General features: G+C 67.0%; 26 protein-coding genes. 7 read left to right on the top strand and 19 right to left on the bottom strand.

Annotated elements, in window-relative coordinates:
* Positions 1–175: 175 nt before the first annotated feature.
* From ACYQR9_RS09120 to guaA, 3 genes are all read right to left on the bottom strand, one after another.
* Positions 176–981 (bottom strand): IS5 family transposase gene (locus tag ACYQR9_RS09120; protein ID WP_461228637.1). Its coding sequence is split into 2 segments (ribosomal slippage): positions 176–651 and positions 651–981, totalling 807 coding nucleotides; the frame shifts between segments, so codons are not numbered across the junction.
* The gene (locus ACYQR9_RS09115) at positions 867–1,529 is read right to left on the bottom strand and encodes a hypothetical protein (protein WP_461229381.1); all 663 of its coding nucleotides are present in this window, start codon (positions 1,527–1,529) and stop codon (positions 867–869) included. Before ACYQR9_RS09115 ends, ACYQR9_RS09120 begins: the two co-directional genes overlap by 115 nt.
* A gap of 292 nt (positions 1,530–1,821) precedes the next feature.
* Positions 1,822–3,378, bottom strand: a complete 1,557-nt coding sequence (gene guaA, locus ACYQR9_RS09110) for a glutamine-hydrolyzing GMP synthase (RefSeq protein WP_056432343.1) — start codon at positions 3,376–3,378, stop codon at positions 1,822–1,824.
* A gap of 180 nt (positions 3,379–3,558) precedes the next feature.
* Here guaA and ACYQR9_RS09105 point away from each other — a divergent pair, with 180 nt between their 5' ends.
* Positions 3,559–3,786 carry a hypothetical protein gene (locus tag ACYQR9_RS09105; protein WP_461229380.1) on the top strand — a complete coding sequence of 76 codons (228 nt, stop codon included), beginning with the start codon at positions 3,559–3,561 and terminating at the stop codon, positions 3,784–3,786.
* 154 nt (positions 3,787–3,940) lie between these two features.
* On the opposite strand, the gene ACYQR9_RS09100 is transcribed toward ACYQR9_RS09105, so the two are convergent.
* Positions 3,941–5,242, bottom strand: a complete 1,302-nt coding sequence (locus ACYQR9_RS09100) for an RsmB/NOP family class I SAM-dependent RNA methyltransferase (protein WP_461229761.1) — start codon at positions 5,240–5,242, stop codon at positions 3,941–3,943.
* Between the two features lie 198 nt (positions 5,243–5,440).
* On the opposite strand from ACYQR9_RS09100, the gene ACYQR9_RS09095 reads away from it, so the two are divergent.
* Positions 5,441–5,611, top strand: a complete 171-nt coding sequence (locus ACYQR9_RS09095; protein ID WP_461229379.1) for a hypothetical protein — start codon at positions 5,441–5,443, stop codon at positions 5,609–5,611.
* 24 nt (positions 5,612–5,635) lie between these two features.
* Here the strand turns inward: ACYQR9_RS09095 and panE are convergent, their stop codons facing one another.
* From panE to ACYQR9_RS09075, 4 genes are all read right to left on the bottom strand, one after another.
* The gene (gene panE / locus ACYQR9_RS09090) at positions 5,636–6,574 is read right to left on the bottom strand and encodes a 2-dehydropantoate 2-reductase (RefSeq protein WP_461229378.1); all 939 of its coding nucleotides are present in this window, start codon (positions 6,572–6,574) and stop codon (positions 5,636–5,638) included.
* Positions 6,575–6,657: 83 nt separating this feature from the next.
* Positions 6,658–7,089, bottom strand: a complete 432-nt coding sequence (locus ACYQR9_RS09085; protein ID WP_207413196.1) for an MAPEG family protein — start codon at positions 7,087–7,089, stop codon at positions 6,658–6,660.
* A 227-nt stretch (positions 7,090–7,316) separates the two neighbouring features.
* A complete protein-coding gene (guaB, locus tag ACYQR9_RS09080) occupies positions 7,317–8,810 on the bottom strand; it encodes an IMP dehydrogenase (RefSeq protein WP_056432325.1) in 1,494 nt (497 codons plus the stop codon).
* A 130-nt stretch (positions 8,811–8,940) separates the two neighbouring features.
* Complete coding sequence (locus tag ACYQR9_RS09075) at positions 8,941–9,825, bottom strand: DUF3313 domain-containing protein (protein WP_207413198.1); 885 nt, start codon at positions 9,823–9,825, stop codon at positions 8,941–8,943.
* Between the two features lie 299 nt (positions 9,826–10,124).
* Here ACYQR9_RS09075 and ACYQR9_RS09070 point away from each other — a divergent pair, with 299 nt between their 5' ends.
* Positions 10,125–11,525, top strand: a complete 1,401-nt coding sequence (locus tag ACYQR9_RS09070; protein ID WP_461229377.1) for a DHA2 family efflux MFS transporter permease subunit — start codon at positions 10,125–10,127, stop codon at positions 11,523–11,525.
* On the opposite strand, the gene ACYQR9_RS09065 is transcribed toward ACYQR9_RS09070, so the two are convergent.
* From ACYQR9_RS09065 to ACYQR9_RS09035, 7 genes are all read right to left on the bottom strand, one after another.
* A complete protein-coding gene (locus tag ACYQR9_RS09065; RefSeq protein ID WP_311274124.1) occupies positions 11,522–12,046 on the bottom strand; it encodes a DoxX family protein in 525 nt (174 codons plus the stop codon). The genes ACYQR9_RS09070 and ACYQR9_RS09065 overlap by 4 nt on opposite strands.
* A 118-nt stretch (positions 12,047–12,164) precedes the next feature.
* A complete protein-coding gene (locus tag ACYQR9_RS09060; RefSeq protein ID WP_461229376.1) occupies positions 12,165–12,464 on the bottom strand; it encodes a type II toxin-antitoxin system RelE/ParE family toxin in 300 nt (99 codons plus the stop codon).
* A complete protein-coding gene (locus ACYQR9_RS09055) occupies positions 12,461–12,724 on the bottom strand; it encodes a type II toxin-antitoxin system ParD family antitoxin (protein ID WP_419951909.1) in 264 nt (87 codons plus the stop codon). The genes ACYQR9_RS09060 and ACYQR9_RS09055 overlap by 4 nt, the downstream gene beginning before the upstream one ends.
* 159 nt (positions 12,725–12,883) lie before the next feature.
* On the bottom strand, positions 12,884–13,009 hold the full coding sequence (locus tag ACYQR9_RS09050; RefSeq protein ID WP_461229375.1) for a hypothetical protein: 126 nt from the start codon (positions 13,007–13,009) through the stop codon (positions 12,884–12,886).
* Positions 13,006–13,242 carry a hypothetical protein gene (locus ACYQR9_RS09045; RefSeq protein ID WP_207413236.1) on the bottom strand — a complete coding sequence of 79 codons (237 nt, stop codon included), beginning with the start codon at positions 13,240–13,242 and terminating at the stop codon, positions 13,006–13,008. Before ACYQR9_RS09045 ends, ACYQR9_RS09050 begins: the two co-directional genes overlap by 4 nt.
* An 81-nt stretch (positions 13,243–13,323) precedes the next feature.
* Positions 13,324–14,490, bottom strand: coding sequence for a multidrug effflux MFS transporter (locus tag ACYQR9_RS09040; RefSeq protein ID WP_461229760.1), 1,167 nt, complete (start codon positions 14,488–14,490; stop codon positions 13,324–13,326).
* A gap of 319 nt (positions 14,491–14,809) precedes the next feature.
* Positions 14,810–15,403 carry a hypothetical protein gene (locus ACYQR9_RS09035; protein WP_056432306.1) on the bottom strand — a complete coding sequence of 198 codons (594 nt, stop codon included), beginning with the start codon at positions 15,401–15,403 and terminating at the stop codon, positions 14,810–14,812.
* A gap of 260 nt (positions 15,404–15,663) precedes the next feature.
* Between ACYQR9_RS09035 and ACYQR9_RS09030 the strand changes: the two genes are divergently transcribed.
* On the top strand, positions 15,664–17,103 hold the full coding sequence (locus ACYQR9_RS09030; protein ID WP_461229374.1) for a serine hydrolase: 1,440 nt from the start codon (positions 15,664–15,666) through the stop codon (positions 17,101–17,103).
* A gap of 479 nt (positions 17,104–17,582) precedes the next feature.
* Positions 17,583–19,103, top strand: coding sequence for an aldehyde dehydrogenase (adh, locus tag ACYQR9_RS09025; protein ID WP_056432300.1), 1,521 nt, complete (start codon positions 17,583–17,585; stop codon positions 19,101–19,103).
* A gap of 76 nt (positions 19,104–19,179) precedes the next feature.
* Here the strand turns inward: adh and thrB are convergent, their stop codons facing one another.
* The 4 genes from thrB to ACYQR9_RS09005 form a co-directional block, all read right to left on the bottom strand.
* Positions 19,180–20,145, bottom strand: a complete 966-nt coding sequence (gene thrB / locus ACYQR9_RS09020) for a homoserine kinase (protein ID WP_461229373.1) — start codon at positions 20,143–20,145, stop codon at positions 19,180–19,182.
* 79 nt (positions 20,146–20,224) lie between these two features.
* Positions 20,225–21,220: a 4-hydroxy-3-methylbut-2-enyl diphosphate reductase gene (gene ispH / locus ACYQR9_RS09015; RefSeq protein WP_056432293.1), complete on the bottom strand. Its 996-nt coding sequence runs from the start codon at positions 21,218–21,220 to the stop codon at positions 20,225–20,227.
* A 124-nt stretch (positions 21,221–21,344) separates the two neighbouring features.
* A complete protein-coding gene (locus ACYQR9_RS09010) occupies positions 21,345–22,571 on the bottom strand; it encodes an acyl-CoA dehydrogenase family protein (protein ID WP_461229372.1) in 1,227 nt (408 codons plus the stop codon).
* Positions 22,572–22,666: 95 nt separating this feature from the next.
* Positions 22,667–24,064: an aminotransferase-like domain-containing protein gene (locus ACYQR9_RS09005; protein WP_461229371.1), complete on the bottom strand. Its 1,398-nt coding sequence runs from the start codon at positions 24,062–24,064 to the stop codon at positions 22,667–22,669.
* Positions 24,065–24,205: 141 nt separating this feature from the next.
* Between ACYQR9_RS09005 and ACYQR9_RS09000 the strand changes: the two genes are divergently transcribed.
* Complete coding sequence (locus tag ACYQR9_RS09000; protein WP_207413215.1) at positions 24,206–24,502, top strand: DUF1127 domain-containing protein; 297 nt, start codon at positions 24,206–24,208, stop codon at positions 24,500–24,502.
* A 236-nt stretch (positions 24,503–24,738) separates the two neighbouring features.
* Complete coding sequence (locus tag ACYQR9_RS08995) at positions 24,739–25,029, top strand: DUF1127 domain-containing protein (protein ID WP_461229370.1); 291 nt, start codon at positions 24,739–24,741, stop codon at positions 25,027–25,029.
* Positions 25,030–25,098 lie beyond the last annotated feature (69 nt).

Genomic DNA, 25,098 nt, shown 5'->3' with positions numbered 1-25,098 from the left:
AACTCGGCGAGTGCGGGACTAACGGCGTCATAGACGGTTTGTGTACATCCGAGCTCGTCGCGGTCGAAAACTTTCTCGATTTTGAAGGTCTGACTCACTGCCAGACTCAAAGGATCAATTTGTTCTTTGTAAGAAACCTCCCCAAGATGGACAAGCCGACGCGCTTTAAGAGCGCCTAACAGAACCGTTTGATCTGGTTGAGAGTGATGAGGCTGGTCGCGAGGCTGGTGAAGGCCTCGTAGATGTCTGCACGTCGCTCGTAGCGGACGGGCAGGCGGCGGAAGCGGTTGAACCACGCGTGGGTACGCTCGACGACCCAACGATGCCGACCGAGTTTCTCGCTGCTTTCGATACCCTTCCGCGCGATGCGCGGGACGATGCCCCGCGCCCGGCACTCATGGCGGCGGGGTCGGGCATCGTAGGCCTTGTCGGCGTGCAGCTTGTCCGGACGGCGTCGCGGTCGCCCTCGTCGACCACTCCGCAGAGGCGGAATGGCATCGAGGGTGGCCGCCATCATGACGGTGTCGTGTCTGTTGGCCCCGCTCAGGCAGAAGCCGAGCGGCGTGCCGCGCGCGTCGGTGACGAGGTGGCGCTTCGTGCCCGGCTTCCCCCGGTCCGTCGGGTTCGGGCCGGTGGCAGACCCCCTTTTTTAGCCGGGACAGACGCGCTGTCCAGGCAAGCCCGGTTCCAGTCGATCTCACCCGCTGCGTGCAGGCGCTCCAGCAGCACGTGATGCAGGCGGCTCCATACGCCCGCCGCTTGCCAGTCCCGCAGCCGCCGCCAGCAACTCATGCCGGAGCCGCAGCCCATCTCGGCCGGTAGCATCTCCCACGGCAGACCCGAGCGCAGCACGAACAGGATGCCCGTCAGGGCGGCCCGGTTCTCGATCGGACGACGCCCGCCCTTCGGACGGGGCCGAGGTGGCGGGAGGAGCGGAGCGATCTCATCCCAGAGATCATCGGGGAGAAGCGGTCTGGCCATGCCAAACCAACGCTGAACTTCCAGCTTCGTGCCGTTCTGTTAGACGCTCTAAGATCGAAATCCGACAACCGCTCATCTAAGGAATCATCCTCAATATCGATCCTGCGGCTCTCGAGATTCTCAGGATACTCGTCTCGAAGGCCCTCCAGATTGCGAGTCAGTTGTTGCGACCATCTAAAGACATCGCGAAACGCCGAAAAAATCAGAAGGGCAGCGTCACCGATAGTCTTGCTAAACGCAACATAGTTCTCTGGATAAATTTCACCGATCGACTGTATAACTGCGGTCTGAAACCATTCCACACGTAGATCACCTTCGGCATTGCCATATTTGGCGTTGAAGGCCGTGTTCCCGCGCAAATCAGCAAGCACGATATAATAAAGACCGGGTCGGAAGAGGGTTGAAGCTTCCATTTGGCGGACGCGCTTAATTGCATCGACCGCTGGCACGCGAGCATAAATCGGAATATTACTGAGAGCACCTTTGGGAAGATTGAGATATCGCTCCAACCCTTCGACATCGTCGTAGAGATCAAAATTGCTCGTCATCGCCCCCCCAGCTCCGTATAAAACTACCGTCAGACCCAGCGTTTCAATCTGACGGTAGTTTTCTCGACCGCTCGTTTCGGCCCACAAACTACCGTCAAAAACACCGTCTAAAGTTTTTGCTGCCCCGGATGCATTTTCGCAGTTCGGAATACACTCTACGGGAAATCAATAACTTAGAAAAAGGCGACAGGTCGATTGACGATGCACCGTGGATATTAGCCGAACCATCCCATAACCCTCTATTTTTCCTACGCTATTCCCCTCCAGAGCCCCCCTCAGTATCCCACACCCCTCACTCCCACTCGATCGTGCCGGGCGGCTTCGAGGTGATGTCGTAGGTCACCCGGTTGATGCCCTTCACCTCGTTGATGATGCGGGTGGCGACGCGGCCGAGGAAGGCCATGTCGAAGGGGTAGAAATCCGCCGTCATACCGTCGACGGAGGTGACTGCGCGGAGAGCACAGACATGGTCGTAGGTGCGGCCGTCGCCCATCACGCCCACCGTCTTCACCGGCAGGATCACCGCGAAGGCCTGCCAGATCGTGTCGTAGAGGCCGGCCTTGCGGATCTCGTCGAGATAGATCGCATCGGCTTTCCGCAAAGCCTCCAGCTTCTCGGCCGTGATGGTGCCGGGGCAGCGGATAGCGAGGCCGGGGCCGGGGAACGGGTGGCGGCCGACGAAGGCCTCGGGCAGGCCGAGCTCCTTGCCGAGCACCCGGACCTCGTCCTTGAACAACTCGCGCAGGGGCTCGACGAGCTGCATGTTCATGCGCTCGGGCAGGCCGCCGACATTGTGGTGGCTCTTGATCGTCACCGAGGGGCCGCCGGTGAAGGACACGCTCTCGATCACGTCGGGGTAGAGCGTCCCCTGGGCGAGGAACGCCGCGCCGCCGATCTTCTTCGCCTCCTCGTCGAACACGTCGATGAACAGGCGGCCGATGGTCTTGCGCTTGATCTCCGGGTCGCTGACGCCTTCGAGCTCGCCGAGGAACAGCTCCTGCGCCTGAACATGGACCAGGGGGATGTTGTAATGGTCGCGGAACAGCCGCACGACCTCATCGGCCTCGCCCATGCGGAGCAGGCCGTGATCGACGAAGACGCAGGTCAGCTGGTCGCCGATCGCCTCGTGGATCAGCACCGCCGCGACCGAGGAATCGACGCCGCCCGACAGGCCGCAGATCACCCGCTCCTTGCCGACCTGCTCGCGGATCTTGGCGATGGCCTCCTCGCGGTAGGCGCCCATGGTCCAGTCACCGGTGCAGCCGGCGATGTCGCGCACGAAGTTGCGGATCAGCAGGGCGCCGTGCGGGGTATGGGCCACCTCCGGGTGGAACTGGACCGCGTAGTAGTTGCGCGACTCGTCGGCCACCGCCGCGAAGGGCGCGTTCTTCGACAGGGCGACGGTGGTGAAACCGTCGGGGAGCTTGGTCACCCGGTCGCCGTGGCTCATCCAGACCGGATAATGCTCGCCCACATGCCAGACGCCCTTAAACAGGGGACAGTCCGAAATGATCTCGATCTCGGCGCGGCCGAACTCGGCATGGTGCCCGCCCTCGACCTCGCCGCCGAGCTGGGCCGCCATGGTCTGCTGGCCGTAACAGATGCCGAAGACCGGTACGCCCGAATCGAACACCACCTGGGGCGTGCGGGGCGAGGCCTCGGTCGTCACCGATTCGGGGCCGCCGGAGAGGATCACACCCTTCGGCTTCGATTCGGCGAAGGCCTCGGCCGCCTTGGTGAAGGGGACGATCTCGCAATAGACCCCCTCCTCACGCACGCGCCGTGCGATGAGCTGGGTCACCTGGCTGCCGAAATCGACGATGAGGATCTTATCGTGGTCGGTATTCATGGATCGGAGTTAGACGAGGCCCCGCCATGGTGCAACGCGCAGCGTCCGCAGGGCACACGTCGCCCACATGCATCGGGCGTGGCCTCTGCCTAGCGAAAGACGGAAGGCGGGATAATTAACAAAGGATTCACACAATCTGCGCGATTCATCCCGCCCTTCCAACAGACAGGAGCTTACGCAATGAGAGCAACCCTCTTCGGATTGGCAGCCATCACCCTCGCCGGCATCGGCTCGGCATCGGCTCTGCCGCTCGCCGGCATGACCCTTTCCGCTCCCGCCACCGCGATCGAGCAGGTGCGGGTCGTCTCGCGCACCGTCGTCAGGGGCCCCCGTTGCCGGACGGTCGTGACGAAGCGTCGGGGTCCATATGGCCGGGTGACGATGGTGCGTACGCGCCGCTGCTTCTGAGCACCGACCTTCGCGCCATCGACTCGGTGGCGCGAAGGCGCTGCTGGAATGGCTCGCTCTCAGAGCCATTCCAGCGGCTTTCACGCCTGGAGGAAGCCACGATGGCGACGGTGTCGTCGGCCGCCCGGCAAGGAGGGCTGGCGGTCGAGGCGCATCAGCCGCGGCGTTCCAGAGTGGCGACGTAGAAGCCGTCCGTGCCCGTGAGGGCCGGACTCATCTGCAGGCCGTGCTCGGTGAACCGCACCACCCCGGCGAGGCCCGGCGCATGGTCGGCGGCGATCTTCTCGGCCGGTAGGACCGTCAGCCCGCCATTCGCCCGTGCGAGGATGCCGTCGATGGCGGCGTCGTTCTCCTCCCGCAGCAGGGAGCAGGTGATGTAGGTGATCCGCCCGCCCGGCCGCACCAGGCGCGAGGCCCGGTCGAGCACCTCGGCCTGGTCCGTGACACGCGCGCTGAGGGAGCCGGGACGCAGCCGCCACTTGGCGTCGGGATTGCGCCGCCATGTCCCCGAGCCGGTGCAGGGCGCGTCGACCACCACCCGGTCCACGGTACCGTCGAGGTCGCCGAGCACATCGGCCCGCGCGCGTCCGGCGCGCGGAGTGCGGATCTCGGCCTCGGCACCGGAGCGGCGCAGCCGGTCATGAATCGGCGCGAGCCGGCGTGGGTCGTCGTCGGTGGCGATGAGCCGCCCACCATTGCCCATCATCGCCGCGAGGGCGAGGGTCTTGCCGCCGCCGCCCGCGCAGAGATCGACCACGGTCTCGCCGGCGCGCGCGCCGGTCAGGGCGCCGGCGATCTGGGAGCCCTCGTCCTGGATCTCGTACCAGCCGTCAAGGAATTCCGGCTCCACATGCAGGGCGGGACCTCGACCATCCTCGCCGATGGGAATGCGCAGGCCATTCGGGGCATGCGGCGTCACCGCCGGCGTCAGATGCGCGAGCCCGGCCAGGGCCGTCTCGCGATCGCGCTTGAGGGTGTTGACCCGGATATCGAGGGGCGCGCGGCGGGCGAGCGCACGCAGCTCATCGAGCAAGGTATCGCCGAACAGGTGGCCGAGTGAAGGCAGGATCCAGTCCGGCACGTCGCCGGCCACATGGGGCGGTGCATCGGCGAGCGAGCCCTCGGTGACTGCCTTGCGCTCCGCATCGGTCAGGGGATCGGGCGCGAAGCGCTCGCCGGAGAACAGCTCGGCGATGGTGGGCGCCGCGAGTCCGTGCTGCAGCCGCAGCATGCCGATGAGGATGGCGCGCGGGGCCTCGTCCCCCATGATCCAGGCGGATGAAGCCCGGCGGCGCAGGGCGTCGTAGACGAGGCTCGCGATGGCCGCGCGGTCGCCGGAACCGGCGAAGCGATGGGCGAGGCCCCAATCCTTGAGGGCATCCGCGGCCGGACGGCGTCGCCCGGCAATGTCGGCGAGCACTTCGATGGCGGCGGAGAGACGGGCGGGAGGGGTCAGGACGAAATCCTCAAGGTTAGGGAAGGGTGACCGCGGTCGATCGTCGCCGCGATACGGTCACGCTTTGAGCCGGGGTTGGACACATTACAGCCGAGCTTCCGGCGAGATCAGCCCTCAGACAGGCAGGGTGGCGGATCTGTCTCGTGGCCTTGCTGCGCCAGAGCCCACTGCGTCAACGTACGGAGCTTCGCAATCGTCATGTCGCCCATCATTCCCCTGACCCTCGCGGGCATCGTCCTCATGAGCGTCGCCGCCTGCTCCACCGCCCCCGCCATCGATCTGACGCCTCCGCCCCAGCGCCCCTACGATGCAAAAACTCAGCTGGAATACGGCAACCCGCCCCCGCCGCCGCCGGCCCCGCGCTACTGAGCGACCGACTTTCGGGGCCGCCGCTTAGGACGCCTCACGGGCGCGGCGGTTCTCGTAGGCCTTCAGATGCGTGTAGACCCGGTCGAGCATCGGGTGCGCGCCCTCTCGCCCGCGGGAGATGAGATCGCCGATGATGTGATCGGCCTCGATCCGCGCCTGGTTTTCGATGTCACGCAGCATCGAGGCGGTGAAGGCCGACCCCTGCGCGGTCAGCGTCGCCTGCGTGTTCCGCATCACCTTGTCCCGTGGCGCATATCCGGCATCCTCGGCGATCCCACGGCATTCCTCCATCAGCGCCTCGATGAAGGCGAGACCGCCCGACGCGGCGACGATGTCGCCGACCGTCGACCGCATCAGGCAGGTCGCCCCGGCGAGGGTCGCCAGGAACGTCCACTTCTCCCACATTTCGAGAACCATCGCCTCGCTCAGACGGGCCTGGAACGCGACGCCCTGCATCAAGGTTTCGATCCGCTCCACCCGCTCGGAAGGGCCGCCGGCCCGCTCGCCATAGGTGAGGCTATGGAGCGGGCTCATCATGCGGATCTCGCCATCCGCCGTCACCGTCGCCGCGATGGCGCAGGAGCCGCCGAGAACCCGCTCCGGCCCGAAAGCGGCGTCGAGGATGTCGAGATGGCGCAAGCCGTTGAGGACGGGCAGCACAAGCGTCGTGGGACCGACGGCCGGTGCCACGTCGGCGATGGCGGCGTCGAGGTCGTAGGCCTTGCAGCTGAGGAGGACGATATCGAAGCCGCCGCCCTTCCCCGCCGCGAGATCGGCGGCCGTGAGCGTCGCCGGTTCGGCGATGTGAACGTCGCCCACAGGGCTTTTCACCCGGAGCCCCGACGCGGCCAGAGCCTCGGCCCGGGCCGGCCGCACGAGGAAGGTGACGTCCTTGCCCGCCTCGACGAGGCGCGCTCCGAAATATCCGCCGGTTGCACCGGCGCCGACGACGAGCACGCGCATGGGACGATCCTCAACCTCGATAAGTCTCCCTCTTTACCGGACGAGGGCGGCGACTTTCCAGGCGTGAACGGAAATTCCGAACCTCAGACCCCGATCGGAGCGAGGAAGACGCGCACCGCGAAGACGATCCACATCACCAAAAGCACCAGCGCCCCGAGCGTGTAGGCCTGGAAGCGGTAGGGGACGTGGTTCGAGGTGACGTAGACGCCCGCATGAATGGCGCGGGACGCGACGAAGATCCAGGCCAGGACCACGAAGAGAAGATCGGCCTTCTTCGTGTAGAGGGCCAGCGGCACCAGTGCGAAGAACAGCACCGGCAGCTCGAACTGGTTCGAGAACGCATTGGCTGCCTGCTGCGCGCGGGGCGGCCAGTTGCGCTGGCCCATCGAGACCTCGCCGGCCTTCACCGAGCCGGCCCTGACCTCCGCCAGGCGCACGCGGCCGAGCCAAAACATCAGCACGAAGATCAGCAGAACCTGCGCGAAGACGGGGGCGAGGATGGCCTGGACGGTCATGAAGAAGCCTGTTGGTCCGCATCACCGGCCGAGGGCGGCGAGCGGACCGTCGCAGGCGAGCACGATGGCGGGCGGTTTAAACGGGTTGGACGAACGGTGGATGAGGCGCGCGACACTCGGCCATGCGTCTGACCCGATCAGCACGCCATCGAGGCCGAATGCCAGTCCGATCCGCGCCGCCACCGGCCAAAGCCGGGCGACGGGACGGATCGGACTGCGTTTCGCGCTCAGGCGCGGCTGGGGTAGTTCGGGCTCTCGCGGGTGATGGTCACGTCATGGACGTGGCTCTCGCGCAGGCCTGCATTGGTAATGCGGACGAACTGCGCCTTGTCCTGGAACTCGGGGATGGTCGGCGCGCCGACATAGCCCATGGCCGCACGCAGGCCGCCGGCGAGCTGGTGCAGCACCGCCGCCACCGGTCCCTTGTAGGGCACCTGACCTTCGATCCCCTCGGGGACGAGCTTGTGGGTGTCGCTGACCTCGGCCTGGAAGTAGCGGTCGGCCGAGCCGCGCGCCATGGCGCCCACCGAGCCCATGCCCCGGTAGCTCTTGTAGGAGCGGCCCTGGTGCAGGAACACCTCCCCCGGCGCCTCGTCGGTTCCGGCGAGCAGCGAGCCCAGCATCGCCACGGAAGCACCGGCCGCGATCGCCTTGGCGAGATCGCCCGAGAACTTGATTCCGCCATCGGCGATGACCGGCACGTCGGCCCGGTCGGCCGCCTCTACCGCTTCCATCAGAGCGGTGAGCTGGGGCACGCCGACGCCGGCCACGATGCGGGTGGTGCAGATCGAACCCGGGCCGATACCGACCTTGATCGCATCCGCGCCGGCATCGATCAGCGCCTGGGCGCCGTCGCGGGTGGCGACGTTGCCGGCCACGATCTGCACGGTGTTGGAGAGCTGCTTCACCCGGCGCACGGCGTCGAGCACCTTGATCGAATGACCGTGGGCGGTGTCGACCACGATCACGTCGCAGCCGGCATCGATGAGACGCTCGGCCCGCTCGAAACCGTTATCGCCGGTGGTGGTGGCGGCGGCGACCCGGAGGCGGCCCTGCTCGTCCTTCACCGCGCCCGGATAGGCCACCTGCTTCTCGATGTCCTTCACCGTGATCAGGCCGATGCAGCGGTAATGGTCGTCGACCACGAGAAGCTTCTCGATGCGGAACTGATGAAGCAGGCGCTTGGCCTCCTCCTGGTTCACGCCCTCGCGCACGGTGATGAGCCGGTCGCGGGTCATCAGCTCGGCGACGGTCTCGGAGGGGTTCGTCGCGAAGCGCACGTCGCGGTTGGTGAGGATGCCGACGAGCTTGCCGCGCGAGCCGTTGGGGCCGCGCTCCACCACCGGAATGCCGGAGATGCGGTTCTGCTTCATCAGCGAGAACGCGTCCGCCAGGGTCTCGTCGGGATGGATGGTGATCGGGTTGAGCACCATGCCCGATTCGTACTTCTTGACGAGGCGGACCTGCTCGGCCTGCTCGGCCGGCTCGAGATTGCGGTGGATCACGCCCATGCCGCCGTTCTGGGCCATGGCGATGGCCATGGGCGCCTCGGTGACGGTGTCCATGGCCGAGGCCAGGATCGGCATGTTGAGGTGGATCGAGCGGGTCAGCCGCGACGCGATGCTGACCTCGGTGGGCATCACCGAGGATGCGGCGGGGCGGAGAAGCACGTCGTCGAAGGTCAGGCCCTCGATGATGGAATCCGCGGTGATACGAGCCATGTGCCAACTCCCGAAACGGTGAGAGGCGCCGGACTGGAAACAGCTGTCGGCGCCGAATGCGTTGGCACGGCGCAGTATCATGGGGCCGGACCCTGCGCAAAGGCAGGATCGCGGCATCGCAATGGAAAACTCAGTTGATCGGGTCGCGGGGGCCCTTGTCGGTCCATTCCGGCGGCAGGCCGATATAGTCGCCGACCATACCGTCGATGCCGGGCGCGCGGCCGAACTGCTCGCAATCCGGATCGAGCGGAGCCTCGCCGAGGGTGGTGATGCGGATACGATTCCAGCTCGGGATCGACAGCGGCTCCTTGAACGGGTCGCGTCCGGTCACGAGGAGCGTGCCGAAATCCTGGCCGAATTCACCCGCCAAGTCGTAGGCGTCCCCGGCCGCCGAGAAGCGGGCCTGGTTGGTGAAGGCGTTGGCGCCGCCACCCCAGATCATCGCCGCCCGCTGCTGGTGACGGCTGTCGAGGGCTTCGGCCTCGATGGTGATGCTGCCGAGGCCGATGGGAATACGCGGGATCGGCACGCGGCCGACAGCAGTGGCGAAACCGACGCCGAGCTGGGACGCGACGGTGATTCCCGCCGAGGTGGCGATGGTCGCGCCGGCGGCCGGGACGTTGGTGAGTTCCACACGGGTGACGGCGGACCGGATCGTGAGATCGGCCTTCTTGGTGGAGACCACGTCGTAGCGCAGCGACAACTCGTAGCAGAGCGCACGGTCGGCCGCGTTGGCGATCAGGCGGCGCTCGACGCTGTTGAGACCGGGGCCGGAGATCGATTCCGGAAACGCCGCCGGGATGATGCGGACCGTCCGCGTCGCCGCGAGGGTCGGCTGATCTGCATAGAGTTTCGCCCCGGTCGCCACTTCGGTGCTTCCATTGAGGCGGTCGTAGCGGGTGAGCGACCCGCTTTCATTGAGAATGACGGTGCCGCAACCGGCGACCATGAGCAGCAGGCCCAGAGCCCCACCGATGAGGGGCGAGCGTCGACAGGTTTCGAACCGCGAGGGCATTCAATATCTTTCGCGCAAAATGGCGGCGGTGGCTCGCTCGACCGACGTGATACGAGACAGCCGAATTGTTGCTGAGCTTAAGGCCGTATCGACGCCCCCGAAAGCCGGCCATGCCGGCCTGACGACTTGAAGCCCGCACCTGTGGCTCGTGGGTCACGGTCGTCCACCACGTGCGACACCGCACGCCTCATCCACAGCCACCATCATTTGTGTGCATGTTCGTTCGAGAGCCGAGTTGCGCCCCCCTCGACGCCGTGACGGAACCGGGCAGCCTTAGCCGCGCTACCTACGCGATCCCCATGCGCCCATCCCAAATCGTCCCCCTCGTCGTTGCAACGGCCCTGTTCATGGAGAACACCGATTCCACGGTGATCGCCACGGCCCTGCCGGCCATCGCCCGCAGCCTCGGCGAGGATCCGATCGCCCTGAAGCTCGCGCTCACGGCGTATCTCGTCAGCCTCGCGATCTTCATCCCAATCAGCGGCTGGATGGCCGACCGCTATGGCGCGCGCACGATCTTTCGCGCCGCCCTCGTGGTGTTCATGGCGGGGTCGCTGGCCTGCGCCGCGTCCGATTCGCTCGGCGCCTTCGTCGCCGCGCGCGCGTTCCAGGGCATTGGCGGGGCGATGATGGTGCCGGTCGGCCGTCTCGTCATCCTCCGGGCGGTGCCGAAGAGCGAACTCGTCAGCGCCCTCGCCTACCTGACGATCCCGGCCCTGATCGGCCCGATCATGGGGCCGCCGCTGGGTGGGTTGATCACGACCTACCTCGACTGGCGCTGGATCTTCTTCATCAACATCCCGATCGGCCTGGCCGGAATCGTGCTGTCCACGATCTATTTCGAGAACATCCGCGAGCCGACCCGGCCGCCCCTCGACGTCCTCGGGTTCCTGCTATCCGGAACAGGACTCGCCACGCTGATGCTCGGCCTCGCCTCCCTCGGGCGTCATCTCCTGCCGGATTACGTGTCCTGGGGCTGCCTCGGCGGCGGCGCGATCCTGCTCGCGCTCTACCTCGCCCATTCCCGCCGGGTCGAGCATCCGGTGATCCGCCTCGATCTGCTGAGATACCCGACCTTCCGGGCGGCGGTGACGGGCGGCAGCCTGTTCCGCATCGGCACCGGGGCGATCCCGTTCCTGCTGCCGCTGATGCTGCAGATCGGCTTCGGCCTCGATCCGCTGCAATCGGGCCTTCTCACCTTCGCCGCGGCGGCCGGCGCGCTCCTCATCAAGATCATCGGGCCGCGCATCCTGCGAGCCTACGGCTTCCGCCGGGTGATGCTGTTCAACGCCGTCGTCGCCTCTTGCTTCCTCGCGGTGAACGGCCTGTTCACGGCGCAGACGCCGCATTGGCTCATCATCGGCATCCTGCTGGTCGGCGGCTGCGTCAGGTCGCTGCAATTCACCTGCGTCAACGCCATCGCGTATGCCGATCTCGACAAGCGGGAGATGAGTTCGGCGACGAGCCTGGCGAGCGTGGCGCAGCAATTGTCGCTCAGCCTCGGCGTCTCCATCGGAGCCCTGGCACTGGAGACGGCCGCGTCGCAGCATGGCCGCACAACCATCGAGGCCGGCGATTTCTCGCCCGCCTTCCTCACCGTCGCGCTGATCTCGTCCGCTTCCCTCTTCGCCTTCCTGCGGCTGAAGCCAGATGCGGGCGCGGAGGTGTCGGGTCAGCGTCTCGCGTCGAAGGGCGTTTAGGCCGCCGCGCGGCTCGACGGCCGGGCGGGGCTGCGCTTCGGCCCCTTCGCGGATTTCGCATTGGCGTTGGCGGATTGCGGCCGGGCAGGCGCGCGCACGGGCGCTTCGCGGCTGGATTGGCGCCAGCCCTGCCAGCTCCAAGCCCCCGGACCGGTGAGGGCATAGATCAGGAAGCCACCGGCGAGGCCGAGATCGGCGAGGAACAGAGTGCGCTCGGTCATCGCCGAGGCGCCGGAATAGGCCCAGAACCCGTGCAGCAGCACCGCCATCGCGACGGCGAACCCCGCCAGGGCGAAACCGGTGATACGCGGCAGGACGCCGAGGATCAGCGCCAACGGCCCGAAGACCTGGACCACCACGGCTGCGGTGGCGACGGCGTTGGGTGACGGCATCCCGGCCCCGGCCAGCGCCAGCGCGAAGCCCGAGACGTTGAGCGCACGCGCGATGCCGGTGGGCAGCAGCGCCGCCGCCAGCAACAGGCGCGACGCAAGGAGGATTCCGTCCTGGCTCCGACCGAACACGCGCGAACTCCGTCCCTGACCCATCGAGATCGGGAGAATGCGCGAGACCGGCTGAAGACGGCGTTAAGGGGTGTCAACCGGGCTCATTCACCTGGGGAAACAGGCGAATCGGACATGGCTATGGAGAGGGGAACAAGATCGGCCCGTAATCCTGGGCGCCATGCAGGATGTGGACGATGTCGATCGTCGCGGCACCGACACGATAGAACATGAGATAGTTTCCATACGTCCGGACCCGGATGCCCCTGCGCTCGTATCGCCGCACAACGGGGAAACCGAGAGGCGCATCGGCCAGACGTTCGGAACAGGCGATCAACGCCTGGACGAAAGCGGCGGCGCGAGCCGGATTGTCGCTGGAAATGTAATCGCCGATCCGTTCCAGATCCGCTTCGGCGGTTTCGGCGAAGACGACGATCATGCCTCGGTGACGGTCGACCGGTTGCCGTACCGTGTCGCCAGACGCGCGGCGACTTCGCTTGCCGGGTTGAGCCGGCCTTCATCGGCATCGGCAAGTCCGCGCTCGATGGCAGCGTCGAGCGCCGCCAGTCGATTCTCCCGCTCCTCCAAGAGGCGCACGCCCTCGCGCAACACGTCGCTACGGGATTGGAAGCGCCCGTTCTCCACGAGTGTTGAAACGTAGCTCTCGATCCTGGGGCCGAGGTCGGCACTTATCGGCATCGCCGCCGCTCCATGTCTACCGGAGGTCATGGTCTAGGACCGGTCATCGCCCGATCATCGCTATCAGGTATCCCCTATGCGGCGAAGGACATTTCGCCGACGCGCCGCTCCCCCCCGACGAAACCGGCTGAAGACGGCGTTAAAGCTTGGAGCCGGCGCTCACTCGCCCGGGGAGCGACGCTCCGCCTTCGCCAGCGAGCGCTCATGCAGCAGAACTGCGAGCCAGCCGAGGCCGACGGCGAGTAACGGCGTGAAGACGAAGGCGATCGCGTAGGAGGTGCTCATTGATCGAGCCCTTTCAGGACACGGCGTGCAGCCAGATGTAGGCCTCCGGCGCCGAGAATCCAAACGAGGACGCCGCCGATCATCTCGAACGGCCCAGACAGGGCTCGAAAATTTCCTACATTGTACAGGAAGCCCGCGACCGGCGTGGCGATCCCGACCGTGAAGCACGCCGTCGAGGCCCGGTCCAACGCGTTGGCGAGCAGCTTCGTCTGCTCGATCATAGATGGCTTCATCGGATCGCCCGCTTTTCCATCAACGACAAGCGTGGCAGACTCGAAGTTCAACTTATGGTCGCCGTCGAACCGGTGCGTTCCTCACCCCGACACCCCACCCCGGAACAACCGCCCGCGCTCGGTCCAGGCGACGACGAGAAGCGCGGAGCCACCGAGTCCGGCATAGCCGATACCGAGGGGAAGCACGGTGCCGTCGAAGGCCTGGCCGATGACGAAACCGCAGAAAGCGCCGAGGATCGTCGTGTAGAAACCGAGGAAGGACGAGGCCGTGCCGGCGATCTCGCCGAGGGGCTGCAGGGCCAGCGCGTTGAAGTTCGGCATGGCGAAGCTGATCATGAACTGGTTGCAGGCGAGCACCGTCAGGAACAGCCACAAAGGCGGATGCCCGGCATAGGCGAGACCGATTGCGACCTGGGTCAGCGCCACCGCCACGAACAGGGTGAGCCCCACATGCGAGAGCGGTCGCATCCCGAGCCGTCGCACCAGGCGGGCATTGACCAGCGTCGCCGCCCCCATGGCCCCGGCCACGAGGGCGAAGGCGAGCGGGAACAGCGCGCCGAGCTGGTAGAGCCCGGTATCGAAGACCTGCTGGGCCGAGCCGACATAGCCCATGATACAGCCGGTCAGCAGCCCGAGGGCGGTGGCATAGCCGACCGCCACTCGGGTGCGGAAAGTCAGCGCGACCGCCTGACCGATGGAGCGCAGCGAGAGCGGACGCCGGTATTCCGGGTGCAGCGTCTCCGGCATGCGCCAGGAGAACCAGAGGGTGAGGATGCCGGCCAGGGCCAGCATGGACACGAAGACATAGTGCCAGGAGCCGAGCAGCAGCATCGCCCCGCCGATGGCGGGCGCGATCATCGGCACGATGAGGAACACCATCATGATCAGCGACATGACGCTGGCCATTTCGCGCCCCGAATATCGGTCGCGCACGATGGCGGTGGAGAGGACGCGCCCGCCCGCCGCCCCGATCCCCTGGATGATGCGGGCGGCCAGCAACCACTCGAAGGACGGCGCGACCATGGCGAGCGCCGTGCCCGCCCCGTAGACCGCAAGACTGCCGAGCAGCACGCGCCGACGCCCCAGCGCATCCGAGACCGGCCCGTAGACGATCTGGGCCACGCCGAACCCGATCATGTAGACATAGACGAGAAGCTGCAGCGCATTCGGATCGGCGACCGAGAACCGCGCCTGGATCGCCGGAAAGGCCGGCAGCAGGTTGTCGATGGAGATGGCGGTCACCGCCATCATCAGGGCGACAATGCCGACGAATTCGCCGAAGCCCGGACCGTTCCAGACCGGTCCGACGGGCGGGAGAGCCCGTGCCGATCCCGGCTGATCACTCGGCGGAACCGGCCTCGAGGGTACAGTCACTCGTCTTGAGCCTCTTTGCGATCGCCGGCTCCCGGGCCGGCGATATCATGGTGGAAAGTGCGCGGCCGGACCTTCGGTTGCGCGCCCCTTCGCTGGGATGCGCGTTCGAGACGAGGCTCCGTACCGGCGGCGACGATGGTCACCCGATCGCATCCCGGTTGCCCGGCATCGTCGCCCGCCATGCCGAGTGGCGTTACTGGCTGCCGCCCGCCACCTGACCGAGCTTGTCGATGTTCTGGGTGACGAGGGCGATGTTGCCGTCGGACGGCTTCTTCGGCTCACCGGCGGCGATCGCCTCGTTGATGTCCTTCAGCGCGGCGGCCTTGTCCTTCGGCTTCATCTTCTTGTCGGCCTCGACGGCGGTAAGCTGCTTCTTCAGCAGGGGCACGACGCCGACATAGGTCTTCGTCTCGGGGTCGATGCCTTCCAGCACCGCCTCGACGCTGTCGGCCGCGTCCTGCAGGTCGTCGACGCTGGCAAAGCCGTTCTTCTTCGCGATCGCCACGGCCTGGGCCTGAACCTTCGGATCAGGCTTGTCCGCGTTGCCGCCAGGGAGTTTCGCCAGCTCGGGCTGCGCGGCCACGAGGCCGTCGATCAGCGCCTGGGTCAGGGCGACCTCCTTCTGCTCCTCGGCCTCGGGGGCCTGAGCGGGAGCGGCGGGGGCTGGGGCGGCTTTGGCGGGTGCCGGCGCCTTCTGCGGCGCCTGGGCGAAGCTGACCTGCGAGACCAGGGCGGAGGTACCAAAGGCGAGGGACGCTGCCAGCAGGGCGCGAGTGGTGCGGCTCATGGATGTCTCTTCCTGTTGCGTGGTTGGGGAAGGGCCGTCATCGGCGGAGCGGGTCCGACCGTGACGGATGGCTTCGTCCGTCGGCACGAAGGCGGGCCATGTTGCCGAGCTTCGGGGCGAAACAGTGATCTCGGCGCCCAGGCCGATCACGGTTTCGCGGGAATGCCGGTGATGTCGACCGGGGGGTGGCGCTCCCGCGCAACCACGCCACATTCCCGCGCAACCTTGGCAGGATCGCAGCCGACGGATCACCGCGCCCTATGCTCTCACGCTTCCTCGCCGGCGCTTGCGCCATGTTGATGCTGCTCGGCGCGGCGACTGCGCAGGAGCGTGCTCCCGGCGCGGCCATCGACGGCGAAACGGAGGCGTTCTCACGCAAGGCCGCCGCTTTGATGGAATCCCATGCGGATGGCGGCGTCTTCTCGGGTGCCGTCATCGTGGCGCGGGACGGCATCCCTCTGTTCCGCCACGCCTACGGCATGGCCGACCGCGAATGGGCGATTCCCAACACGCCGGACACGGTGTTCCGCATCGGCTCCATCACGAAGCAGTTCACCGCGGCGGCGATCCTGAAACTCGCCGAGGCCGGTTCCCTCTCCCTCGACGATCCCGCCATCCGCTACCTGCCCGAACTGCCGCCGGCCTGGGCGCCGATGACGATCCGGATGCTGCTCAACCACAGTTCCGGCCTGCCCAACGTCACCGCCCTGCCGGGCTATGCGACGCAACTCGGGCGGATCGAGCGCTCGCCGATGGAGACGGTGGGCCTCCTCTACCGCGAGGACCTGCTGTTCCCGCCGGGGAGCGGCCACGAATACAGCAATACCGGCTACATCCTCCTCGCCGGCTTGATCGAGCGGATCACCGGCCAGAGTTTCGCGCGCTATCTCAACGACGCTGTCCTGGGGCCGGCCGGATTGGCCTCGACCCGGGACGCCGATCCCGGCGCCATCCTCCCCCGGCGCGCCAACGGTTACCGCCGCGTCTCTGGCGAATGGCGCCACGCCCTGCCCCTGGCCGCCAGCGCCCCGTCGGGTGCCGGCATGCTGGCCTCGACCCTCGACGACCTCGTCGCCTGGGACAGGGTGCTGTTCTCCGGCCCTGTCCTGTCGGAGGCGTCGCGCCGGGCCATGGTGACGGATTACGGCCACGGCTACGGCCTCGGTTTGTATATCGGCACGGCCTACGGGCACCGTCTGTGGTCGCATGGCGGGTTCATCAGCGGGTTCAGCGCGATCAAGGATTCCTACCCCGATCTCGGCCTCACCATCGTGGTGCTCGGCAATTCCGAGATCGTGCCGGCCCAGGCCCTCTCGCGACAACTCGCGGCCCTCTATCTGGGCGAGCCGGCGCGCACCGAAATCAGCGTCGGACCGACCGTTCTCGACCGCTATGTCGGCTTCTACCGGACGGGCCCGCGCTCGGTCCTGGGCGTCACCCGCGACGGCGACCGTCTCACGGCGCAGGCGGTCGGTCAGGGATCGACCGAGTCCCGCATCACCCTCGTCGCCGAGAGCGACAGGGTCTTCGCGGCGGAGAACGGCGCGATCCGCGTGGCTTTCGACATCGAACCGGACGGACGCGCCACGGGCGTGATGATCCACCGCGACGGCATCGAACGGGCAGGCCCCCGGATCGACCGGGCCATCGCCCGGCGGATCACCGCACGCCGCTTCACCCGGCTGCCGTCGGGACGGTGAATGTCTTCCCTGACCTTAAACTCGGGTTGATACCGTCCGGTTTGTGGGGACTTTCACGCCGGTTCCGACACTCTGACCGTCATTCCGGGTCGCCGAAGGCGAGCCCGGAATCCAGAACCGCTACGGATGCCAGCATCGTCGCTGGGTCGGTCGCATGATCGAGCCGTCCTCGAGACTCGTGGCGGATCTGGATCCCGGGCTCCGCTACGCGGCCCCGGGATGACGGCAGGTCCCGCTCATTGTCATGCCGAACCCTATCGACCCGAGTTCGAAGGTCTCCGCGCCCGCCCACGGCATCGCCAGACCGCTGCAGAGGGGCTAGACTGCCTCAGCGCGTAGCTCCCCGCCACAGAAGCGGGACCACGCGCCGACCCGCTCGATGCCGTCGATCCGAGCCGGTTAGGCCAAAAGTCTATCTTGATTTGGCAATCCGCCCGGCTTCTGCTGGCGCACACAAGAACAACACGGAGGAAACGCACATGAACAAGCCAGAATTCCTGTCGTCAGGTACCAAGGCGCCCTTCTCGGCCCGCTACGAGAACTTCATCGGCGGCCAGTGGGTCGCCCCCGTCGCCGGCCGGTATTTCGAGAACACCTCACCGGTCACCGGCCGCGTCATCTGCGAGGTCGCCCGTTCGGACGCGCAGGACGTGGAGAAGGCCCTCGATGCGGCCCATGCCGCCAAGGAGGCCTGGGGCCGCACCTCGCCGGGCGAGCGCGCCCTCATCCTCAACCGCATCGCCGACCGGATGGAGGAGAATCTCGACCTGATCGCCCTCGCCGAGACCTGGGACAACGGCAAGCCGATCCGCGAGACGACCAACGCCGACATCCCGCTGGCCATCGACCATTTCCGCTACTTCGCCGGCTGCGTCCGTGCCCAGGAAGGCTCGATCTCCGAGATCGACCACGACACCGTCGCCTACCATTTCCACGAGCCGCTCGGCGTCGTCGGCCAGATCATCCCGTGGAATTTTCCCATCCTGATGGCGGTGTGGAAGCTGGCGCCCGCGCTCGCTGCCGGCAATTGCGTGGTGCTCAAGCCCGCCGAGCAGACCCCAGCCTCGATCCTCGTCGTGGCCGAGCTCATCGCCGACCTGCTGCCGCCCGGCACCCTCAACATCGTCAACGGCTTCGGCCTGGAATGCGGCAAGCCGCTCGCCTCCTCGCCCCGCATCGCCAAGATCGCCTTCACCGGCGAGACGACGACGGGCCGCCTCATCATGCAATACGCCTCGCAGAACCTCATCCCGGTGACGCTGGAACTCGGCGGCAAGTCGCCGAACATCTTCTTCGCCGATGTGGCCAACGAGGATGACGACTTCTTCGACAAGGCCCTCGAAGGCTTCACCATGTTCGCCCTCAACCAGGGTGAGGTCTGCACCTGCCCGAGCCGCGCGCTGGTGCACGAATCGATCTACGACCGCTTCATGGAACGGGCGATCAAGCGCGTCGAGGCCATCGTCCAGGGCTCGCCCCTCGACCCGACCACGATGATCGGTGCCCAGGCCTCCGGCGAGCAGCTCGAGAAGATCCTGAGCTACATCGACATCGGCAAGCAGGAAGGCGCCAAGGTCCTCACCGGCGGCGAGCGCAACACCCTCGAAGGCGACCTGGCGGAAGGGTTCTACGTGAAGCCCACCGTGTTCCAGGGCCACAACAAGATGCGCATTTTCCAGGAGGAGATCTTCGGCCCCGTCCTCTCGGTGACGACCTTCAAGGACGATGCCGACGCGCTCTCGATCGCCAACGACACGCTCTACGGCCTCGGCGCCGGCGTCTGGACCCGCGACGGAACCCGCGCCTACCGCTTCGGCCGGGCCATCCAGGCCGGCCGCGTCTGGACCAATTGCTACCATGCCTACCCGGCCCACGCGGCCTTCGGCGGCTACAAGCAGTCCGGCATCGGCCGTGAGAACCACAAGATGATGCTCGACCATTACCAGCAGACCAAGAACATGCTGGTCAGCTACTCGGCCAAGAAGCTCGGCTTCTTTTAGGCCTCAAGGTACGAGACCACCTTGCCCCGGCCCGAAACGGCCGGGGTATTTTCTTGGCATCACCTCTGAGCGGACGCTATTCGCGCCAGCCGTAATCCCGCGCATGGACGGCCGCGCGGTGGAACACCAGCCGGCGGTCGTATTCCAGCGGGTCCTTCGGCTGCACCAGAGCGCCGGGGGGCACGTTGAGCCAGTCCACCAGGCGGGTCAGCATGAAGCGCAGGGCCGCGCCCCGACACAGGATCGGCAGCGCCGCGACCTCGTCGTCCTGCAGGCGACGCACGGATTGGTAGCCGGCGATCATCGCCTCGCCCTTCTCGGGGAAGAACGTGCCGTCCGCCTCGAAGCACCAGGCATTGAGGCAGATGGCGAGGTCGTAGGCGAAGGCGTCGGTACAGGCGAAATAGAAGTCGATCAGACCCGACAGGTCGTCGCCGATGAAGAACACGTTGTCGGTGAACAGGTCGGCATGGATCACGCCGGAGGGCAGGCCGCGCGGCCAGCCGGCCTGGAGCACCGCGAGATCGCCGCGCACGCGCTCCGTCAGCCCCTCGGACACGCTGTCGGCGGCTGGGCCGGCGGTCTCGAACAGCGGCTGCCATGCCTCGACGGAGAGGTTGTTGGCGCGGGTCATGCCGAAATCGCTGCCGGCGCGATGCAGCCCCGCAAGGGCGACGCCCAGCGCCCGACAATGGTCGGGGGTCGGCCGCTTGACCGACACGCCCTCCAGGAAGCTCACGATTACCGCCGGACGGCCGCAGAGCGTGCCCAGCGCCACGCCGTCGCGACGCGCGATCGGCTGCGGGCAGGCGAGGCCGCGAGCGGCGAGATGCTGCATCAGGTTGAGGAAGAACGGCAGGTCGCCGGCATTCACCCTCTTCTCGTAGAGGGTGAGAATGTAGGAGCCCGCCGTGGTGTGCAGGAAGAAATTGGTGTTCTCGACGCCCTCGGCGATGCCCTTGTAGGACAGGAGCGTGCCGATCTCGTATTCGGAGAGGAAGGCGGTCAGCGCCTCGTCGGAGACCTCGGTATAGACGGCCACGGGCTTCGCTGAGGTTCGAGGGCGGAAACGCGAAGGGGCGCCCGCAGGCGCCCCCGGATAGAGAGCCGATGCGGCCGTGTTACTCGGCGGCTTCGCTGCGCAATTCGCGCGGCAGCGGGAAGGACATGTCCTCCACCACCGTGGAGACCGTATCGACGGTGACGTCGTAGCGGGCGGCGAAGGCGTCGATGATCTCTTCCACCAGCACCTCGGGCGCCGAGGCGCCGGCGGTGAGGCCGAGCTTGCGGATGCCCTCGAAAGCCGGCCAGTCGATCTCCTCGGCGCGGAGCACGAGGCGGGTGATCGGGCAGCCGACGCGCTCGGCGACTTCGCGGAGACGCTGCGAGTTCGAGGAATTCGAGGAGCCGACGACGATCACCGCATCCACCAGCGGAGCCACCTGCTTCACCGCTTCCTGGCGGTTGGTGGTGGCGTAGCAGATGTCGTCCTTGTGCGGCCCGGTGATGGTCGGGAACTTCTGCTTCAGGGCGGCGACGATGTGGCGGGTATCGTCCACCGACAGGGTCGTTTGCGTGACCCAGGCGAGGTTGTCGCGATTCTCCGGCTCCAGGGCGGCGATCTGCTCAAGATCCTCCACCAGGGTGATCGAGCCCTTGGGCAGCTGGCCCATGGTGCCGACGACTTCCGGATGGCCGGAATGGCCGACCAGCAGGACGTGGCGGCCGCGCTTGTGGTGGATCTCGGCCTCGCGGTGGACCTTGGTCACCAGCGGGCAGGTAGCGTCGATGGTGACGAGCCCGCGATTGTCGGCATTGGCCGGCACCGTCTTGGCGACGCCGTGGGCCGAGAAGATCACCGGGGCGTTGCCGTCCGGCACCTCGTCGAGCTCACGGACGAACACCGCGCCCTTCCGCTTCAGACTCTCGACCACGTATTTGTTGTGGACGATCTCGTGACGCACATAGACCGGAGGTCCGTAGATCGCCAGCGCCCGCTCGACCACGTCGATGGCGCGAACCACGCCCGCGCAGAACCCCCGGGGTGCGCAGAGCAGGATCTCCAGCGGCGGCTTGGCCGAACCGTCGGGAAAGGTCTTCGAAAGAGGATCGCTCATGATAGCCGGGATGTGGCGAGGCGAGGCCGCCCCTGTCAACCTCCTATAGCGTAAAATGCGCGGCGGTGTCAGGGCGGAGGGGGCACACCGGGGCAGGATCGGATGCGTCCCTCCCTTGCGTCACTTACCTGCGCCCCAGCATCCGGTCGCTGATGATCCGCCGCTGGATCTCGCTGGTTCCCTCGAAGATCGTGGTGAGCCGCGCGTCGCGCCAGTAGCGCTCCACCCGGCGTTCGGTGGTGTAGCCGTTGCCGCCGTGGAGCTGCATCGCCTGGTTGGTGACGCGCACCGCCATCTCGGTGGCCAGCAGCTTCACCTTGGCGGATTCGCTCTCGGCCGCCTCGCCCTCGTCGAGAAGGTGGGCCACCTGTTGCCAGTAGGCGCGGGCCTGATCGACCTCCGCCGACATGTCGGCCAGCGCGAAGCGCAGGGCCTGGAACTCGCCGATCGGATGGCCGAACTGCTGGCGCTCCTGCAGGTAGAGCTGGCAATCCTCCACCGCCGCGCGGGCGACGCCGACGGCGCGGGCGGCGGTGTGGACGCGGGCGATGTTGAGGCCACGCTGCACCGAGGCGAAGCCGCCGGAATCCGCATCCGCGCCGCCATCGCCGTAAAGGCCGGTGAGGCGGTCGCCCTCGGGCACGCGCACGCCGTCGAGTTCGAGCTCGAAGGTGAGGAAGCCGTGATAGCCGATCTTGTCGATGACATGGCCCGTCATGCCCTCGGGGAAGGTGCCGGGCTTCTTGACCACGAGGAACGGTTCCAGCCCGGCCGAGCGCGGCTCGCCCGGCTCCGGCTCGCGGGTGCGGGCCAGGACTTCGATGAAATCGGCGGCGAGCGCGAAACCGGCCCAGCGCTTGGTCCCGGTGAGAACCCATTCGTCCCCGTCGCGCACCGCGCGGGTCTGGACGCCGGCGAGATCGGAACCGGCAGTGGGCTCGGACAAGGCGATGCCGCCGATCCACTCGCCGCGGGCCGATCTCTGCAGGAGAGCGCGGCGGCGCTCCTCGTCGAGGGTCTGGGTGCCGAGCCCTTGCCCCCGCGCCAGAATGCTGCCGACGGAGAGCCAGGCGCGGGCGAGCTCCTCCGAGACGAGGCAATATTCGAACACGCCGAGGCCGAGCCCGCCATGCTCGGCCGGGATGGTGATGCCGAACCAGCCCTTGGCCGCCATCCGGTCGATGAGCGAGCGCGGCATCTCGGCCTTCTGCCGGTCGAGTTCGTCGGCGAGCGGCAGCACCACATCCCGGGCGAAGTCGCGCGCCTCCTGCTGAAGCCTGGCGCGCGCCTCCGTGCGCCAGGGGGAGAACAGCTCCGGCGGACGAGGCTGCTTCAGCTCCGACTTCGACATGGTTCCTCCCGAGATTTGTGTTGGGCGTCGCCCTTATCCAGCAAAGCTTCGCTTCGGCTCAGGGGTTCCACCTGTCCCGGCGCACCAGAAAGTCGTCAGGCCGCCGCCATGCTCTCTTCCAGCACGCGAAACAGGCGCGGATCGGCGCAATGGGCCACGTTGAAGCGAAGGAAGTCACGCCCGCTTGCGCCGATGCTGAAGGCCGCGCCGGGGGCGAGGACCACGTCCCGCGCCAGGGCGTTGCGGGCGATATCCGCCGAATCGAGCCCGTCCGGCAGGCGCGCCCAGAGGAAGAGGCCCCCACGCGGCTCGGTCCAGAGCGTGAGGCCGCAGCGCTCCAACCGCCGTGCGGTCTCGCCCATGGCGCGGGCGAGTTTTTCGCGGATTTCTGCGAGGTGGCGGCGATAGGCCCCGTCGGTGATGAGACGGTGCATCAGCGCCGCGGAGAGATGACCGTTGCCGAGGCTGAGGGCGAGCTTCAGGTCGATTAGCCCCTCCACCCAGTCGGGGCGCAGGGCGATGTAGCCGCAGCGGATCGAGGCCGAGAGGGTCTTCGAGAAGCTGCCCACCGCGATCACCCGGTCGAGCCCGTCGAACCCCGCCAGACGCGGGGCCGGGTCGGCTTCGAGATCTCCGAAGATGTCGTCCTCGACGATGAGCATGTCATGCGCCTCGGCGAGCTTGAGGACGCGGTGGGCTACGGCAGGAGCCAGGGTGGCGCCGGTGGGGTTATGGAGCGCGGAATTGGTCAGGTAGAACCGGGGCCGGTGCTCGACGATCAGCCGTTCGAGCTCGGCGACGTCCGGCCCGGCGGGGGTGAAGGGCACACCCACGACCTTCGCGCGGTTCGCCCGCAGCAGCGCATGGTAGTTGAAGTAGCAGGGGTCATCGACCAGCACGGCGTCGCCGGGGTCGAGGAGGAACCGGCACAGCAGGTCCACGGCTTGGGTCGCCGAATCCGTCAGGACGATCTGGTCGGCCTCCGCCTCGATCCCCTTCTCGGCGAGACGCCGGGCGATCTGGCTCCGCAACGGCGGAAAGCCGAGGGGCTTGTCATAGCAGATCACGTTCGAATCGGCGTCGCGGGCAATGTGGCGCAGGGCGCGCCGGACCGCCTCCTCGGGCATCCATGACGAGGGCAGCCAGCCGGAACCGGGTTTCAGCAGGTCCGGCCCGGATTGCATCGATTGCCGGGTGATCCAGAGCGGATCCACGGCGCGGTCGAGCTGCGGCCCGATCTCTTTTAGGCAGAGCGGGCGGGTCTTGCCCGCCACATAGAAGCCCGAGCCCCGGCGCGCGACGATGGCCCCTTCGGCGCCCAGGCGCTCATAGGCCTCGACCACGGTGGATTTCGACACGCCCATGGATTCGGCGAAAGCCCGCACCGAGGGCAACCGCGCGCCGGGCATGAGCTGGCGTCCGGCGATCCGCTCCATGATCGCGGACGACACCGTATCCACCAGGGTGAGCGTGGTCCGCGCCGATCCCGCCATCTGTACTGATCCTTCGCCCGGACAATTCAGCCAAAGCGTACTGGACTGTCCCTGTCTCCGCCAGCGGGACGGGGCCATCCCTGCCCTCCGATGAAACGCCGTCAGGCCCGCGCGGCAGGCCGGCGAAGGAAAGGCCTATCGATGACGACGATCCTGCAGCAGCGGAACACCACGCGGACGGGCGATCTCGCTCGGCGCGTCTCCCTCGCCGCCGCCCGGCTGTTCACCGGACTGGCCGCCGAGCTGTCGCGCCAGGCGATCAACCGGCGGGTCCTGCGTAAGCTCAGTGTCATGACCGATCGGGAATTGAAGGATATCGGCCTGATCCGGCAGGACGTGATGGATGCAGGCGCTGTTGAGGCCGACGCCTCCCAGTTCCTGCTGGTCCGCCAGGACGAGAGAAGGGAAGCACGCCGCACCCAAAGCGTTAAGATCTGATCAAGATGGCGGAACGTGCATTATTGAGCATGACTTCGAATTCGGCATGCCGCCAAACTGGTCATTCGGTTGGTGATTGAGGTTTATCCGTGGTCCGGTTCTACCAGACCTGCAGGCACCGCAAGTCTATTTGGGCTAAGTGCTCGATCGCACGTCTTTCAGGGCGGAGGGGGCGCACATCACCCTCATCACCTTCGCCGCAAAGATCGTGCGTCGAGAATTTGGAACTCAGGATCATGAACAGCACCCTCAACTGGACCCCGGGCGACGCGGCAGCCGAACAGGTCGGCCGGGCCACCCGCTTCATCGGCAACCTCTTCTCCCAGGCCGCGTCCCTGGTCTCGCGCAACGACGCCGACAAGCGCGGCCTCGTGGAGCTCGGCTCCCTTTCCGAGCGCGAATTGAACGATATCGGCCTCACCCGCTGGGACGTCCTGGACGCCTACGACGCGCCCTCGCCTTCGGACGCCACCAAGGTGATCCTGGCCCATCGCGCCGTCCGCCAGGTCACGCGCCGCTTCGCCTGACACGTCACGCGCCGCTTCGCCTGAACCGCGTGCCGCTGCGCACCGGTAGTGGATGCGACACGGCCCATC

The sequence above is a fragment of the Methylobacterium sp. CM6241 genome, assembly GCF_054817845.1.
This window is presented reverse-complemented; position numbering and strand designations above follow the sequence as displayed.